Source organism: Devosia marina, assembly GCF_009758415.1.
GTDB classification, from domain to species: Bacteria; Pseudomonadota; Alphaproteobacteria; order Rhizobiales; family Devosiaceae; genus Devosia; species Devosia marina.
The window spans coordinates 514,871-529,122 of the sequence record NZ_WQRF01000001.1 but is presented as its reverse complement, the minus strand read 5'-3'; the positions used below and the strand labels follow the sequence as shown (position 1 = coordinate 529,122).

Sequence of the window (14,252 nt, the reverse complement as noted above, 5' to 3'; positions counted from 1 at the left end):
GTCTTGATGACGATAATCGCCGAAGCGCTGGGCGAAGGCCCCGAGGGCATGCGCCGCGTCGGTGAAACGATCCTGAACCGCGCCGCCATCCGGGGTTTGACACCCGAGCAGGTCGTACGCCAGCCGTACCAGTACACCGGCTTTTCGGCTCCTGGCCCCGCGGCTGTTGCCGCCCAGAAGGATCCGCGCGTGATCTCGGCCGCCGAGGCCGCGTGGGAACTTGCGCGCCGCCCTGGTGATCCGACGAACGGTGCCGATCACTATCACGCCGACAATGTGAGCCCGTATTGGGCTGCCGAGATGCCCAGCACCGGTAGTTTTGGCCGACACGACTTCTACGCATCTCAACCAGTGCCGGCAGAGGCCTTGGCGCGGCTTCTGGTGCCCGAGACCCGGAACGCCCCCTTGCCGCGCGCTCGGCCAGCGAGTCCGATGGACCAGATCGCCGCCATGTTCGCCGGCAGCTTCGACGGAAGTGGCCAACGCCAGGACACCGCTGCCGGCCTCGACGAATATGTCCAGCGCAGCCAGAGCGCGCCGCGCTCCATCGCCTCGAATGACATGGTCTTCGGGTCCGGCATTGTCGATTCCCACAATCGGGGCGCCAGCGCGGCGCCGAAGGGCCTGGCCGATTTGCTCGAGGCGTTCGTCCGGCCAAAGGCCCCGATGACCACCGGTGTGCGCCAGACCTACGCCGCCCAGGACGCAGCGGCGCCGCGCCCAGCCATGCACGCAATGAATGGCGACGACCGGGGCGAATGGGTGGAAGGGACAATCATTCCGCTGCGCCAGCCTTCCAGCGGCGTCGGCCAGCCGCCGGCCACACGCACCGTTCAGAGCGTCCCGGTTCCCCGGCAGGCCGCGCCTCAGATGACCACTGCCCAAATCCGTGCGGACAATGGGCAAACTCGACAGACTGCCGGCCGCCCCGTTGCTAATCCCCAATCGCGCGACTCGGTGGCCTTGCGCGAGGCCGCTGCCCGCACCGCCGCCATGTTCGGCTTTGGCGCCCCGACACTGGACGTCTATGGAGCGCCCATTCCCGCGAGCGGCGTTCCCTATGCGGCCAACTCGGTGAACAACGACAAGGATCAGCGGCGCCTGACCAACACGGCCATCATCGACCGCAACAGCCGCCAGGTCGCCGAAATGCACGGGATTGTCGAACACCCCCAGGTGGCGAACGTGACAATGCCCACACCGGTCAGTCAGCGGCCCCAGCAAACTCAGCAGAGCGCACGGGTTGCGGTCACGCAGCCGCCGCGGCGAGTGCCGTTTTCGATGCCCACGCCGCTGTCCCAGCGACCGGCCTCTTCGGCAATGTCTTATATCCAGCCCCGAGCTTCGGCGCCGGCCAATGCCGCCACATCTGCAATCGCCCGGAGCTTCGGCAGTGGTGGGCAATCGAGCGGTGGGGATGGCGGCGGGTCTTCGGGGGCTGGCAGCTTCCAGGGTGTTTCGTCGGGCCGGACCTACAACGCGGGCCAGCGCTACTCGATGGGCGGCGATACCTATGTCGCCAACGCCAACGGCAGCTTCACCAACGAGCGCACCGGGCGGACGCTGGTCGGCTCTTCGGGTCGACGATAGGGCGCTAGCAGCGGAATTCCTGCTTTAAACCCTCGACGGCGGCCATAACGAAGAGGGCAGGCGCATGATCATCTTCTGTTCAGAGGTCGCGGTCGACGGGCTTGAAATAGAGCGGGACGCAAATATGCCGAACCCGAAACGTCGCGCCAGTAAGCTCGTGCGTGTGAGTGGTGCGGAACATAAGCTTGGCGTCACCATCATGGAATTCGACGTCAGGCCTAGCTTCCTTAAGACGTTCCTTCCAACTGGCCATCCCCTGGTCAGCGCGCTGATTCCTTGAATATATGATCATTTCGCCAGCGTCTTGGCCCGGCAACCCGGTCGAGTATCGGGTATCCAACTGCGCGAAACCCTTGAGTAGCCAGTCGTAACTGCTATGAATCTTGCATTCGGCGATCCACAAGAACTGACCCTTCGCTTCCACCACAATGTCACAGTGCCCCCCGTATTGGGTATCATGTGAAGCTTGAAAGCCCATCGCCTTCAAAGAGGTGACCAAGTCGATCGACAGGGCGTCTTCGGAATGATCGAGTTTCACATGACGATTCTTGGTCATCTCGGAACCTGCCCAATCAACTGCAGCTTCGACTGCCGATAGTTGATCTGCGTGGCTCTTCGCCAGGATCATGCGTAGGTGAATTTGCCCGGCATCAGACCTGCCAAGCAACCCGTATACTTCTTCGAGACTGTATAGCTTCTCGGTCAATCGTCAGTCTTTTCCGCTAGGAACTCGGCGGTCGGGACGAAAAACGGAAACACATGGCGGGCGTAATCAGGAACCAGTTCTCCGGTTTCTGGATGCACAAATTCACCGGTACGCATGACCTCGGCGAACTCATCGTCCGTGAGTTCATGCTCTTCGCTGTCGTCATCTACGAACATGGCCTTGGAGTCCAAAATCGCCAATTTAGTGCTGGTCAGTATCTGAATGGCCGTCAGCACATCACTGTCGACTTCAGCACGTTGCGCTGCTTTGGCGAGCGTTTGGAACGTCAGCATCTTAAGCTGTTGGCTCGATCGGGCGGTCAGATAGTCGACGATCCGTAAGCAAAGCTCCGCCGCAGGCTGTCCGGCCCACTCTGTGGAGATCTTACGTTTCAAGTCGACGACTGACATGACCTTCTTCCAGCTATTCGGCTATCGCGGCCAAGTGCTTGTTAACGCGGGATCTGACGTGTTCGAAGTCTGCTAGGCCCATGCAGCGTCGAACAATGGCAGCAGTGATAATCGGATTGTCGGAAAGACCTATGCGAGAATTGCCGTGAATGCTCAATTCGGGCGTGGACGTCCGCTTGGGCCCGATGCTTCGGTCCCAAGCAACGCTGATCCTGAATGGTTCTATCTCGGTCTGAAGGTTACCTTTGCCGCCGATATGGTAGGGCTCCTTCCTCAAGTCCGAGTTGCGCCCCCGCATCTTTTCATCCTTTAAGGACTTCGTGGTGGTGCCGAACCCAAGCTCGACTACATGCCCCTCATCCTTGTCACGGTACATGCTGTTGATCAGCGGAAACAGATTTTCCGGCATGACAAGCGCTTCATATCCTACCGCGGCATTAAACGCCTCTCGCAGCCGATCGGCAGCAACATAGGCTACGTCGCTGTGCATGCCCTTGGGGTAATCCGTTCTGGTATCAACGGACGCACCCTCGTGTGGAATCCACACAACGTCTAGGGCTTGCAGTCTAATGTTTCGAACCCCAACAACCTCATCGAAGTCGGACAATGCATCGGCGGCCTCGTCACCCAGATCGCCCACGTTTAGCTCTTCGCGAACAGTTACAACCCGCACGGAGGCGAATATGAGGCCAACTCCGTCCTCACCATTCTCTCTGGCGACGAGCGTCGGAATATTCGGTGCTTTTCTCAAGTCCGCTTCGGCCAGCAGCGACGGGTATGCCTTTTGAAATTCGCTCTCTGGGATTGGGAGCGCGAGAGCAGCGGCTCTCAACGAAGCGACATCATCCCTGCTAAGGCTGAAGAACTGGACGAGCTTCTCACCACAAAGAATGTGCTCCTTCATGGCATTCGTAGCTAGAGCCTCCTGCTCGGCAGAAAGAGCGTTTTCAGCAATAGATTTCACCGTCCGGTCCCAGCCCATACTTCTGGGCAAGCCGTTTTCTGCCAAGATCTTCTGACCGACATGCCAGGGGACCCGGCGCCGCATTGCACTGATCATATTGTCGGACGCCAACATCTTCTCCCTTTTGTGCTGACGTTACACGCTAGTGCGCTAAGCTCAAGGTAGGCACGCTTACGGAAACGCCTTTTTCAGCAACCTAATAAACCTCCCGGCCCTATGCCGCCGCCACATCAGGATAATCCGACTTATGCCGAACAAGCCCAGCAATTCGGAAAAAGACGCCCTCCGGTTCGTTATTGACCGCGCGCTAAAGGCCAGGCAGGCCAAGAGAATGTTGATCCGCAGTCTCGCCGTCCTTTTCGCGATGGTCGCCTTGACCTTTCCGGCCACTGCCGCGCCGCTCGAAATGTGCGGAAACCGACCGAACACGGCGGACAAGACCTGCGTGGTCGACGGCGATACGCTCTGGCTCAACGGCGAGAACATTCGGCTCAAAGACTTCGACACGCCCGAGCCGCAGACCCAGATATGCGGTGGCGCCGCGGAAGTTGCTCTGTCCCATCAGGCCAGCGCCAGGCTGCTCGACCTGCTGAACGGCAATGAATGGACGATCGAGCGCTTTGGCTACGACAGCACCAGCAGCCGGCGCACTTTGGCGACAATCTGGATCAATGGGCGCGATGTTGGAGACATTTTGATTGCCGAGGGGCTGGCTAGACGCTGGCCAAATGGCCGGGAATTTTGGTGCAACTGACGGACCTCGCTTAGTTGCTGTTCTCGATACGCACCAGAATTCGCTCACACTCCCTAAGGATCGCCAAGCAATCCGAAAGAACGTCGCCGATTGGGGGCGCGTCGCGGTAGAAACCGTTGATTTTGGCGTCAATCCGTCCGAAAGACGCGGTTATTTCCGAGCCTATCTGAGCGGCCAGCTCCGGGTCATCGGCAATTAGAGCGGTCGAAAGCTTGTTCAGGTGCCCTAAGCCAATGGCCAGAACCTCGACCTTGGCGCTGTATTCGTGCAGCGCTAGTTTCGTCATGTAGAGTGAGGTTTGGCCATACGAGAAAGGGCGGACCAAAGGGTCAATTTCGCACCCCTCGAGTCGCGGTAGAAGACGAATAATCTTTTCTACATCGGAGATGGAATTCTCCAGTCCGTCTCTAAGGTGAGCCTTGACCGTTCTCAGTGGCGGCAACAAACGATCGGCTTTCCTTCGAACATTCCAATCGATCGCGATTTGAGCGTACTGCCCAATCATCGCTGCTGTCGCCACCACTAAGCTGGCGACAATCCACGGATCCGGATCGACTAACTCGTCTCGACTCATTTGTGCCCCCACTCGTCCTTGGAGCGAAAGCTAAGCCATTCCGGCCTTGCCGCAAGGGCCGGATGAGGCCCTGCGCGCACCACTGTGTGGGAAGGAATTGTGGGATAGCAAGGCTGAGCAGCCTTAAGTTATTGATTTTCTTGGCGCACCCGACAGGATTCGAACCTGTGACCTCTGCCTTCGGAGGGCAGCGCTCTATCCAGCTGAGCTACGGGTGCATACGCAACTGTCGGGGATCGCGCCCCGCCTGAACGCGCGCAAACTAGCCAAAGCTGGTTGGTCGCGCAACGGTGTCCGCGATAGTTTTTTTTCGACTGCGCACGACATCTACCGTTATTGAGTTGATCAGATCGACGATGTGACCGGCGGCTTCGCCGCAACGAGGCAATCTACACACGATCGAGGCATGTCAGACATCGGCTAAGCTGCTGCAGCTCAGCGTAGGACTTCTTCGAGATGTGCATCAACATTTGATCCCCAGCTTCTATCTAGCTGGTCGACATACCAGAGGCTTCTTGCCCTCCGACCATGAACAAATGACGCCTGACTTGTTAGTCACCCACTGCCGCCATGGCGACCGGGTGGGGGCGAGTGTAGGTGGCTTGAAGCGGCGTCAACCATCTGGTGGGCAGAATGGCTGCGAAGCACGAGATCTACCCACCGCGACCCAAACAGACAAAGAGGGTGGCCGAATTCTTGGGAGCGCTGTGTTCGGATTAGTCGACAGGCCGTCCCTGTCGGCCAGCCTCCGGTGGCAAAGCTATGCCGTGCGACAGCCTTTGCTGTTCTCCTTCAGTCAACATTCGCCGAACAGAGAACGATCAAGACAGGCGGTTCGGCAGTGGCGTCATAGCCATTCAGAACGGTTCTAGTGTCTGGGTCTCGGTTGCAGTCGTGACTGCGCCAAGGCGCGTGTCGCTCGGCCCAGCCGCTATTGGTCAAAGCCGAAATCCCATTTGTCAGGCCAAGTCGATATATCCAATTGACCGGCGGGCAATCTCATCCCGGCTTTCCTCGTAGCCGGCGTCAGCATAGCGCATGACGCCGAGTGCGGTGTCATTGGTGAGCGCATGAGAGAGCCGTTCGGAACCCGCTGCAGTGCCATCAGCAACGACAGTCACACCGGCCGAGGTCATGTAGCCGGCATAGCCACCACCGCCCGAATGGACGACAACCAGATCGGCCATTGAAGAACACAGCAGCATGGCGTCGAGGATTGGCCAGTCGGCAATGGCGTCCGAGCCGTCCTGCATGCGCTCGGTCATGATGTTGGGGTGCGCCATGGCCCCCGCGTCAAGATGATCGCGGCTGAAGGTGATCGGGCCGGCGAGTTCGCCCTTTTGCACCATATCATTGACCGCCAGCGCCAGTTCGGTGCGCTCGCCATGGCCAAGCCAGGCGATGCGCGATGGCAGCCCCTCAAACGGTACGTGGCGCCGGGCAAGCTGGATCCAGTTGGTGACGATGCGGTTGTCCGGGAACATCTGCAACAGGCGATCGTCGATCTTGCGGATATCCTCGGGATCACCGGATTGGGCCATCCAGCGGAAGGGGCCGATGGCGCGGGCAAAGAGCGGGCGCAGATAAGCCTCGGTGAAAATGCGGATATCAAAGGCGTTCTCGACTCCGCCGTCCTTGGCGTGGGTTCGGATCAGATTGCCATTGTCGAAAACCTCGGCGCCGCGCTCCTGGAAAGCGAGCATGGCGCGAACATGGTCGACAATGGAGGCTCGGCTGGCCGCCATCAGTTCGGCAGGATTGGACTTGCGCATCTCGCGCACCTGTTCGAGCGAATAGGCCTTGGGCACATAGCCATAGACCAGGTCATGGGCCGAGGTCTGGTCGGTGACGATGTCGGGCGTGATGCCGCGTCGCGCAATCTCGGGATAGATGTCGGCGGCATTGCCGACCAGGCCAATGGACGTCGCACGCTTTTCGCGGACCGCAGCCGCGATCATTTCGAGCGCTGCGTCGAGATCGGGCGCGATCTCTTCGAGATAGCCGATTTCCTTGCGCATGGCCGCGCGCTCGGGGTCGATATCGACGCAGAGGATCGCCGCGCCCGCCATGCGACCCGCCAGCGGCTGCGCGCCACCCATGCCACCCAAGCCTGCAGTCAGGACAAAACGCCCCGCCAGATCGCCGTCAAAGCGGTTCTCTGCAATGCGCATGAAGATTTCGTAGGTGCCCTGGATGACGCCCTGGCTGCCAATATATTGCCAGGCGCCGGCGGTCAGTCCGCCCCAGCAGATCAGGCCCTTGCGTTCCAGTTCGTAGAACACTTCGGCCTTTGCCCATTGCCCGACGATGTTGCAATTGGCCATGATGACCAGCGGCGCTTTGGCGTGGGTTTTGACCAAGCCAATCGGCTTGCCCGACTGGATGATGAGCGTTTGATCCTCGTCCATGGTCTTGAGCGCATGAACGATGGCGTCGTGGCTGGCCCAGTTGCGGGCCGCCTTGCCCAGGGCGGCATAGACGACGAGATTGTCCGGGTCCTCACCGACGCTGAGCACGTTTTCGAGCAGCCGCAACAGAGCTTCCTGGCGCCAGCCGCGCGCGCGGATTTCATTGCCACCGGGAATGGGGAAGCGCGGGTGACGGGGATTGGAGGTCGGCATGTCTCAGCCCTCCTTGGACAGGGCGTAGGACGCCAGATCTATGCCCATAGTCTTTTCGACATGCGGATAGACGGATGGATCGAGCACGCTCGAAGACAGTGGAATGATGGATTTGGGGACATGCAGCACAAAGATCTGCATGCCCTCCTCAAGCTGGCCGACGCTGAGCGGCTCACCCTCGCTCGAAAGCGTGGTGATGACGTCGGGGAAGGTCGCCTGGCGGGCGCCATCGCGGGTATCGACAGCCATATATTCATTCATGACATGCAGCACGGCGCCACTTTCGAGCGTGACAGTCCCGACGTCGAAGGCCTCGCTGGTATAGGTCACCGCCTTTTTGGTGATCTTGCCGTCGACCAAGATCGCCCCGCCCGTGGTCTTGACGATGGCTTCGATGATTGCGCTGCCGCCCTTGCCTTCGGCCGCGATGATCGCCTCGCCGAGCTTGAGCGCCAGCGAAATGCCACCCAGGGCTGCATGGTCGCGGACATAGCTGGCGCGCACCGGGTTGCGGCAGGAGGCAATAAACCCCCCGGACATGTCCGAGGCGGTGCGGAGGATCGGGGACACCTTGGCGGTGGCGCCGCGTGTGACCAGCTCGATATAGCGGTTTTCGTCGCGATTGCCGCCCACGGCGGTCTGGATCATCGGTTCGGGCGAACCGGCCAAGCCGATCGAGCCCATGTCACCTGTGGGATGCGCCCGGATGTCGCCAACGGCGTCAACCACCTTCAGCCCAAGCGCGGCCGAAGGCAGCCAGCCATTGAGTGTCGAGGACTTGCCATTCTGACCAACCATCAAGCCTGCCAGCTTCTCGCCCAGCGCGTCCTGGAGCAGCTGCACCGCCTTGATGTAGTCAACGCCGCGCATTTCCCAGGGCGTGGTCGAGGCCGGTGCGCCGATGGCAGCCGCGGTTGCGATCCAGTCGTTGTCGGCCATTTCCTCCACCGAGACCAGTTCGGGCTTGCCGATCGAGACCGCCGCATAGCCCAGCATACGGCCGTGATCGGCCCAGCCGCCGCCGCCTGCCGCATAGACCGAGCCGCCTTTGACGGCCGCTTCCACGTCATTCTCGGTAAGGATGCGTCCCATCATGCTGTCTCCTGCAAGTCTTTATCGAGCCGCTGCACCGCGTCGAGCAGCACGGCGGCACCAAGCGCGATGTCCTCGGCGCTGGCGGATTCTTCCGGTGCGTGGCTACGGCCCTCGACACAAGGCACGAAGATCATGGCGGCCTTGGTGATGCGCGCCATCCAGGCCGTGTCATGTCCGGCCCCGGAGGCCATGCGGCAATGGCGGGCGCCGTTGGCGTCGCAGGCGTTATCGAGCGCAGTGAGGACATCGGCATCGCAGGGCGTCGGCATATTGTCCGAAAGGACGCGCGGCTCCGGCACGGTGACGCCGGTCTGTGAGGCGATGCCCGCCACGCCTTCGCGCAGTTCAGCGAGAAAATGCTCCATGTCGGCGCGGCGCTCGGCGCGCACATCGATCAGCATAGTGACGCGCGAGGGCACTACATTGGCGGCATTGGGTTCCACGCGGAATTCGCCGACCGTGGCCGCGAAGTGGTATTCGCCCGCCGCCAGATCGGTGGCAAAGCGCTCGACCGCCAGCGCGATCCAGGCCGCTGCGGATAGAGCGTCCTTGCGGCTGCCCATGGGTGTGGTGCCGGCATGATCAGCGCGCCCCTCGACCACGATTTCGATGCGGGTGATCCCGGCGATGGCGGTGACGACACCGACGTCGAGCTCCTCGCTTTCCAGCACCGGTCCCTGTTCGATGTGGAGTTCCAGAAACGCGGCGATGTCGCTACGTGTTCGCTGAGCGGCCGCGTTGCCGCCGACTTCGGCTATGGCATCGGCAAGCGCAAGGCCAGCGCTTTCGCGGCTGAGCCATTCGTCGGGACGTGTCCCGGAGATGCCGCGACTGCCAACGCAGGACACGCCGAAAATGGAGACCTCCTCGGCGAGAAAGTCAACGATTTCAAGATTGTGGTCGAGTGCTATGCCCTGGTTCTCAAGGGCACGTGCCACCTCCAGGGCGGCGGATACCCCCGCGATGCCGTCATAGCGCCCACCGTCGGGAACCGTGTCGGTGTGCGAACCCAGCATGATAGTACCAAGGCCAGGTTTCCGGCCCTTTCGCGAGCCGATGAGGTTGCCGGCTGCGTCGATGTGAGTGGTGAGGCCGGCGGCCTGGAAGCGCTGCGCCAGCCAGTTGCGGCCCTTGAGGAACATTGGGGTGAAGGCGCGGCGGGTGTAAGGGCGGTCGGGTTCGGTGATTGCGGCGAGGGCCGAAATGTCTTCTTCGATCCGCGCGGAGCTGGTGGGCAAATTTCGGGTCATGCGCGTGTCTCGGGCCGCACGAAGCGGCCGGTTCCGGGCGCCGACAAAACATCTGTTCCATCAAACACCTGCTGGCCACGCAACCAGGTGCCGGCGACCGTCCAGGGCAGTTCGATGCCGTTATAGGGGCTCCAGCCGACGACATTGTAACCACTGCGGGCCGCGTCATAGACCTGGCGGCGGTCGACCAGAACGGTGATGTCGGCGTCCTTGCCGAGCTCGAGCGCGCCCTTGACGTGGTCGAGGCGGAAGTGGCGTGCGGGGTTTTCGGCCATCAGTTTGGCGGCCCAGGTCAGGGGCACGCCATGGTCCAGGGCCCCCTTGATGAACAGCGGCACCATGACTTCTAGGCCGGGGACGCCCGAAGCGTTGGCGAGCATGTCCGGATTGGTCTTGCGATCCTCGGACCAGCTGACGTGATCGGTCGAGACGAGAGTGACATTGCCGGCCGCGACATGCTGCCAGAGTTTTTCCACTTCGGCGCGCGGGCGGATTGGGGGATTGATCTTGGCCTTGCCGCCGAGCCGGGCGACGTCGTTTTCCTCATCCAGCGTCAGATAGTGAATGCAGCACTCGATGGTGGCGGCGAAACCCTGGTCGCGGTAGGTGCGGGCGATCTCGTAGCCGCGTGCCAGCGAACAATGGACGACATGGGCCGGGCAATTGGTCTGCGCGCCGGTCTCATAAATCTGCAGCGAGGCCAGAAGTTCGGTCAGCGGCGGGCGGCTGAGGCCATGTGCGCGATAATCGGTGATCCCGGCCGCCTTGACCTTGGCTATGGCCGCGCGGACCATTTCATCGTCTTCGTTGTGGACGCCGGCCGTCAGGCCGGTTTTGGCGACGGCAGCAAAGCATTGTTCCAACAGTGCAGGGGGGATGCGCGGAAAGCGGATCGGATCGGTGCCGAAGGTCGAGAATTTGAAGGCAGCAACGCCGGCTTCGGCCTGTTCGGCAATGCGCGAGGCTCCCTCCTCTGGATTGATCGTGCCGTAGAGAGCGAAATCGACACGCGCCTGCGGGCTCGCATGATCGACCTTGATACGCACCGCTTCGGCGGAGCAGACGAGATTGCCTTCATCATAGGGCATGTCGACAATGGTGGTGACGCCGCCGGCCGCCGCCGAGCGCGTGGACCAGATGAAGTCTTCCTGATCCTTCTGACTGAGCGAGTGGGTCTGGGCGTCGATGGCGCCAGGCAGGATCATGGCTTTGCCGAGATCATGTCGCTCGCGGGCCTCTGGGCCTATGCCTTCACCGACCAAAGCGACCTTGCCATCGCGCACGGCAACATGGCCACGCTCGATGACGCGGTCCGGGAGGATGACGGTGCCGGAGAGGCTGAGGTCGAAGTCGGACATGCTCTGTAGTCTTTCCCTAGTCAGGCGTTGGCGCGAGCGCCCTGGCCGGTGCGGCGGGTCAGCGCCCGCTCGATGGCCGAGAGGCCGTCGTAAATCAGCACGGCGAGCGTGCCCACGATGAGCCCGCCCTGCAGCACGAAGGCGGTATTGCTGGACAGGAGCCCGGCGATGATGACTTCACCGAGCGTGCGCGCCGCGACGGTGGATCCGATGGTGGCTGTGGCCAGTGAAATCACCGTGGAAAGGCGTATGCCGGCAAGAATAACCGGCAGGGCCAAGGGCAGTTCGACGCGGACCAGGCGCTGCCTGCCGGTCATGCCCATGCCCCGGGCGGCCTCGGTGACCGTGGGTGGAAGGCCCGTGAGGCCGGTCAGGGTGTTTTCGAAGATCGGCAGGAGGCCATAGAGAAAGAGTGCCACGAGAGTGGGCGCGGTACCGAAACCGAGCATGGGGACGGCCAGCGCCAATACGGCCACCGGCGGAAAGGTTTGTCCGACATTGGCGAGACTGCGTGACAATGGCAGGAATTCAGCGCCAAAGGGACGCGTTACCAGAATGGCGAGGCCGACGGCGACCGTGGTCGCCAGTGCTGTCGCAATGGCAACGATCAAAAGGTGATTGAGTGTCAGGTCGAGCAGGCTGCCCTGATTGTAGATGACCGGCTGATTGTTCTTGGTCAGCGGCTCGAAGACAAAGGCGAAGCTCTCCGGGCTGACCAGGAAAGCCACCAGCAAGGCCAGGACGAGGAGGCGGATGACGAGGCCAATGCTCATGACGGCCTCGCGGCGCACTTGGCCAGCTCGTTTCGGCTGATGCGACCAATCAGCTTGCCGTCTTCGATGACCGGCAAGGCTTCCCGCCCCGTCCAGAGGCATTCGGCATAGGCTTCGCGGAGGCTGGCGCCAGCGGAGATCGGATCGCCCGCAGCTTCGCCAGGTTCAACCAGGGAAAGCACTTTCGCCAGCGAGAGCATGCGGAAGGGCCTGTCCCCACCAATGAGTTCGGCGACGAAATCGGTGGCCGGATTGGCAATGATTTCTTCGGGAGCCGCGTATTGCAGCAGCTTGCCGCCATCCATGACAGCAATGCGAGAGCCTAAATGGATGGCCTCTTCCATGTCGTGCGTCACCAGCACCACAGTGGTTTTGAACCGCTTCTGGATGGCGAGAAGATCGTCCTGAGCCTTGGAGCGGATGACCGGGTCGAGCGCGCCGAAGGGTTCATCCATCAGCAGGATATTGGGCTCGGCGGCCAGGGCACGCGCCACGCCGACGCGCTGCTGCTGCCCGCCCGAGAGTTCATTGGGCATGCGGTCACGGAATTGACCCGGGTCGAGTTGAAACAGCGAAAGCAGTTCGTCTACCCGATTGGCAATGCGGGACTTGTCCCAGCCGAGCAGATGCGGAACCGTGCCGATATTCTGTCCCACGGTGCGGTGGGGAAACAGGCCATGGCCCTGAATGGCGTAGCCGATGCGGCGGCGCAGTTCATAGGCGGGAACCTCGCGCGTGTCCTGCCCGTCAATCAGCACCGTGCCAGAGGTCGGCTCGACCAGCCGGTTGACCATGCGCATCAGCGTGGTCTTGCCCGAACCGGAGGTGCCCACAATGGCGCAGAGTTCACCCGCGCCGATGGTCAGGGAAACCCTGTCGACCACCGTTGTCTCGCCATAGACCTTGGTCAGCTCTTGGATTTCGATCATTGGGCACGCTCCCTGGTGCTGACCATTTCAACAAAGGCATCGAGGACCACTGCGGCGGCGAAGGCCAGGGCCACGGTAGGGACGGCGCCGAGCAGCACCAGATCCATGGCCGTCTGGCCGATGCCCTGGAAGACGAAGACGCCAAAGCCGCCGCCGCCGATCAGCGCGGCGATGGTGGCAAGGCCGATATTCTGGACCAGCACGATGCGAATACCGGTGAGGATCACGGGAAAGGCCAGCGGCAGTTCCACGGAGAACAGGCGCTGGCGATTGGTCATGCCCATGCCCCGCGCCGCGTCATTGGCAGCCTCGGGCACGTTGACGAGGCCCACCACGGTATTGGAGACGATGGGCAGCAGCGAATAGGCAAAGAGCGCAACCATGGCGGGAGCGACGCCTATGCCCGAGATGCCGATGGCCGCCGCACCCGGCACATTGGCAGCGACCCAGGCCAGCGGCGCGATCAGCAGCCCGAAAAGGGCGATCGATGGGATGGTCTGGACGATATTGAGGGTGTTGAGCACGGCGGCGCGCAGCGGCTTGACCCGGTAGAGCAGGATGCCCAGTGGCACACCGGCAAAAATGGCGATAGCGACTGACCCGAAAGCCAGAAGCAGATGGGTGCGGGCCTCGGCCCAGAAAGCCGGCGCGCGAGTGGCGAATTCCTTGAGAATCGATAGATCGTTCCAGGCGCCACTCCAGAGCAGCGCTGCCATCGCCACCCCAACCGCTGCGAGGATACCGATGCGCTGCCATGGCCCGAATTTGAGCCGCGTAAGAGCGTCGGTGACCATCAGCGCAAAGGCAAAGGTCAACAGCCAGAACCCGGCGCCGGGCGACACTCGAGAAAAGGTGTTGTCAGGGGGTGTTAGAAACGTCGCCGACTGGCCGATCAGGACGAAGAGCGTGGCCAGCACCACGAAGCCGACACCGAGCTTGGCGAGAGGATTGACGCGCAGGAGCATCATCCCGACGCCAACAAGCAGGACCAGGCCGAGCAGGATTGCCCAGGGCGCATTGAGGGCGGATGAAATCAGCACTCCCTCGCCCAGGACAATGCGATTGGCGCGGTAAACAGCGAAGGGAAGGAACACCCCGGCTGCAGCGATAAGTGCGATCAGCACGCCGAGCTTGTCAAATGCCAGCCATGCGGTGCGGCTTTGGCTCGTGATATCGGCGGTCGTCATAAGGCCCCCTCGCTGCTGGTGGAAGGCAAAACGTCACTTGG

13 protein-coding genes and 1 tRNA gene are annotated in these 14,252 nt (G+C 61.7%); 2 read left to right on the top strand and 12 right to left on the bottom strand.

Annotation, left to right across the window (positions count from 1 at the left end):
* The first annotated feature begins 6 nt into the window (after positions 1 to 6).
* On the top strand, positions 7 to 1,590 hold the full coding sequence (locus GO014_RS02425) for a cell wall hydrolase (RefSeq protein WP_157288977.1): 1,584 nt from the start codon (positions 7 to 9) through the stop codon (positions 1,588 to 1,590).
* A gap of 79 nt (positions 1,591 to 1,669) precedes the next feature.
* On the opposite strand, the gene GO014_RS02420 is transcribed toward GO014_RS02425, so the two are convergent.
* From GO014_RS02420 to GO014_RS02410, 3 genes are read right to left on the bottom strand one after another with little or no spacing between them, the layout of a single operon-like run.
* A complete protein-coding gene (locus GO014_RS02420) occupies positions 1,670 to 2,296 on the bottom strand; it encodes a hypothetical protein (RefSeq protein ID WP_157288976.1) in 627 nt (208 codons plus the stop codon).
* A complete protein-coding gene (locus GO014_RS02415) occupies positions 2,293 to 2,706 on the bottom strand; it encodes a hypothetical protein (RefSeq protein WP_157288975.1) in 414 nt (137 codons plus the stop codon). The genes GO014_RS02420 and GO014_RS02415 overlap by 4 nt, the downstream gene beginning before the upstream one ends.
* A gap of 13 nt (positions 2,707 to 2,719) precedes the next feature.
* A complete protein-coding gene (locus GO014_RS02410; RefSeq protein WP_157288974.1) occupies positions 2,720 to 3,781 on the bottom strand; it encodes a hypothetical protein in 1,062 nt (353 codons plus the stop codon).
* A 220-nt stretch (positions 3,782 to 4,001) separates the two neighbouring features.
* Between GO014_RS02410 and GO014_RS02405 the strand changes: the two genes are divergently transcribed.
* Entirely contained in the window at positions 4,002 to 4,424 is a 423-nt protein-coding gene (locus GO014_RS02405; protein ID WP_157288973.1) for a thermonuclease family protein, read from the top strand.
* 10 nt (positions 4,425 to 4,434) lie between these two features.
* On the opposite strand, the gene GO014_RS02400 is transcribed toward GO014_RS02405, so the two are convergent.
* From GO014_RS02400 to GO014_RS02360, 9 genes are all read right to left on the bottom strand, one after another.
* Positions 4,435 to 4,998 (bottom strand): hypothetical protein, encoded by a 564-nt coding sequence (locus GO014_RS02400; RefSeq protein WP_157288972.1) that lies wholly within the window; start codon positions 4,996 to 4,998, stop codon positions 4,435 to 4,437.
* Positions 4,999 to 5,139: 141 nt separating this feature from the next.
* Positions 5,140 to 5,216: transfer RNA gene (locus GO014_RS02395), tRNA-Arg, on the bottom strand.
* Positions 5,217 to 5,957: 741 nt separating this feature from the next.
* Positions 5,958 to 7,619 (bottom strand): thiourocanate hydratase, encoded by a 1,662-nt coding sequence (locus GO014_RS02390; RefSeq protein ID WP_157288971.1) that lies wholly within the window; start codon positions 7,617 to 7,619, stop codon positions 5,958 to 5,960.
* Between the two features lie 3 nt (positions 7,620 to 7,622).
* Complete coding sequence (locus GO014_RS02385; protein WP_157289780.1) at positions 7,623 to 8,711, bottom strand: thiohydantoin desulfurase; 1,089 nt, start codon at positions 8,709 to 8,711, stop codon at positions 7,623 to 7,625.
* Entirely contained in the window at positions 8,711 to 9,964 is a 1,254-nt protein-coding gene (locus GO014_RS02380) for a Zn-dependent hydrolase (RefSeq protein WP_157288970.1), read from the bottom strand. Before GO014_RS02380 ends, GO014_RS02385 begins: the two co-directional genes overlap by 1 nt.
* The gene (locus GO014_RS02375) at positions 9,961 to 11,322 is read right to left on the bottom strand and encodes a dihydroorotase (protein WP_157288969.1); all 1,362 of its coding nucleotides are present in this window, start codon (positions 11,320 to 11,322) and stop codon (positions 9,961 to 9,963) included. Before GO014_RS02375 ends, GO014_RS02380 begins: the two co-directional genes overlap by 4 nt.
* A 20-nt stretch (positions 11,323 to 11,342) precedes the next feature.
* The gene (locus tag GO014_RS02370; protein ID WP_157288968.1) at positions 11,343 to 12,095 is read right to left on the bottom strand and encodes an ABC transporter permease; all 753 of its coding nucleotides are present in this window, start codon (positions 12,093 to 12,095) and stop codon (positions 11,343 to 11,345) included.
* Positions 12,092 to 13,024, bottom strand: a complete 933-nt coding sequence (locus GO014_RS02365) for an ABC transporter ATP-binding protein (protein ID WP_157288967.1) — start codon at positions 13,022 to 13,024, stop codon at positions 12,092 to 12,094. The genes GO014_RS02370 and GO014_RS02365 overlap by 4 nt, the downstream gene beginning before the upstream one ends.
* Complete coding sequence (locus GO014_RS02360; RefSeq protein WP_157288966.1) at positions 13,021 to 14,211, bottom strand: ABC transporter permease; 1,191 nt, start codon at positions 14,209 to 14,211, stop codon at positions 13,021 to 13,023. Before GO014_RS02360 ends, GO014_RS02365 begins: the two co-directional genes overlap by 4 nt.
* Positions 14,212 to 14,252: the final 41 nt, after the last annotated feature.

What these genes read in the sequence shown, in the direction of transcription:
- GO014_RS02400 (WP_157288972.1), bottom strand. Translation starts at nt 4,998, where the DNA reads ATGAGTCGAGACGAGTTAGTCGATCCGGATCCGTGGATTGTCGCCAGC.
- GO014_RS02415 (WP_157288975.1), bottom strand. Translation starts at nt 2,706, where the DNA reads ATGTCAGTCGTCGACTTGAAACGTAAGATCTCCACAGAGTGGGCCGGA.
- GO014_RS02365 (WP_157288967.1), bottom strand. Translation starts at nt 13,024, where the DNA reads ATGATCGAAATCCAAGAGCTGACCAAGGTCTATGGCGAGACAACGGTG.
- GO014_RS02375 (WP_157288969.1), bottom strand. Translation starts at nt 11,322, where the DNA reads ATGTCCGACTTCGACCTCAGCCTCTCCGGCACCGTCATCCTCCCGGAC.
- GO014_RS02405 (WP_157288973.1), top strand. Translation starts at nt 4,002, where the DNA reads ATGTTGATCCGCAGTCTCGCCGTCCTTTTCGCGATGGTCGCCTTGACC.
- GO014_RS02390 (WP_157288971.1), bottom strand. Translation starts at nt 7,619, where the DNA reads ATGCCGACCTCCAATCCCCGTCACCCGCGCTTCCCCATTCCCGGTGGC.
- GO014_RS02360 (WP_157288966.1), bottom strand. Translation starts at nt 14,211, where the DNA reads ATGACGACCGCCGATATCACGAGCCAAAGCCGCACCGCATGGCTGGCA.
- GO014_RS02425 (WP_157288977.1), top strand. Translation starts at nt 7, where the DNA reads ATGACGATAATCGCCGAAGCGCTGGGCGAAGGCCCCGAGGGCATGCGC.
- GO014_RS02380 (WP_157288970.1), bottom strand. Translation starts at nt 9,964, where the DNA reads ATGACCCGAAATTTGCCCACCAGCTCCGCGCGGATCGAAGAAGACATT.
- GO014_RS02370 (WP_157288968.1), bottom strand. Translation starts at nt 12,095, where the DNA reads ATGAGCATTGGCCTCGTCATCCGCCTCCTCGTCCTGGCCTTGCTGGTG.
- GO014_RS02385 (WP_157289780.1), bottom strand. Translation starts at nt 8,711, where the DNA reads ATGGGACGCATCCTTACCGAGAATGACGTGGAAGCGGCCGTCAAAGGC.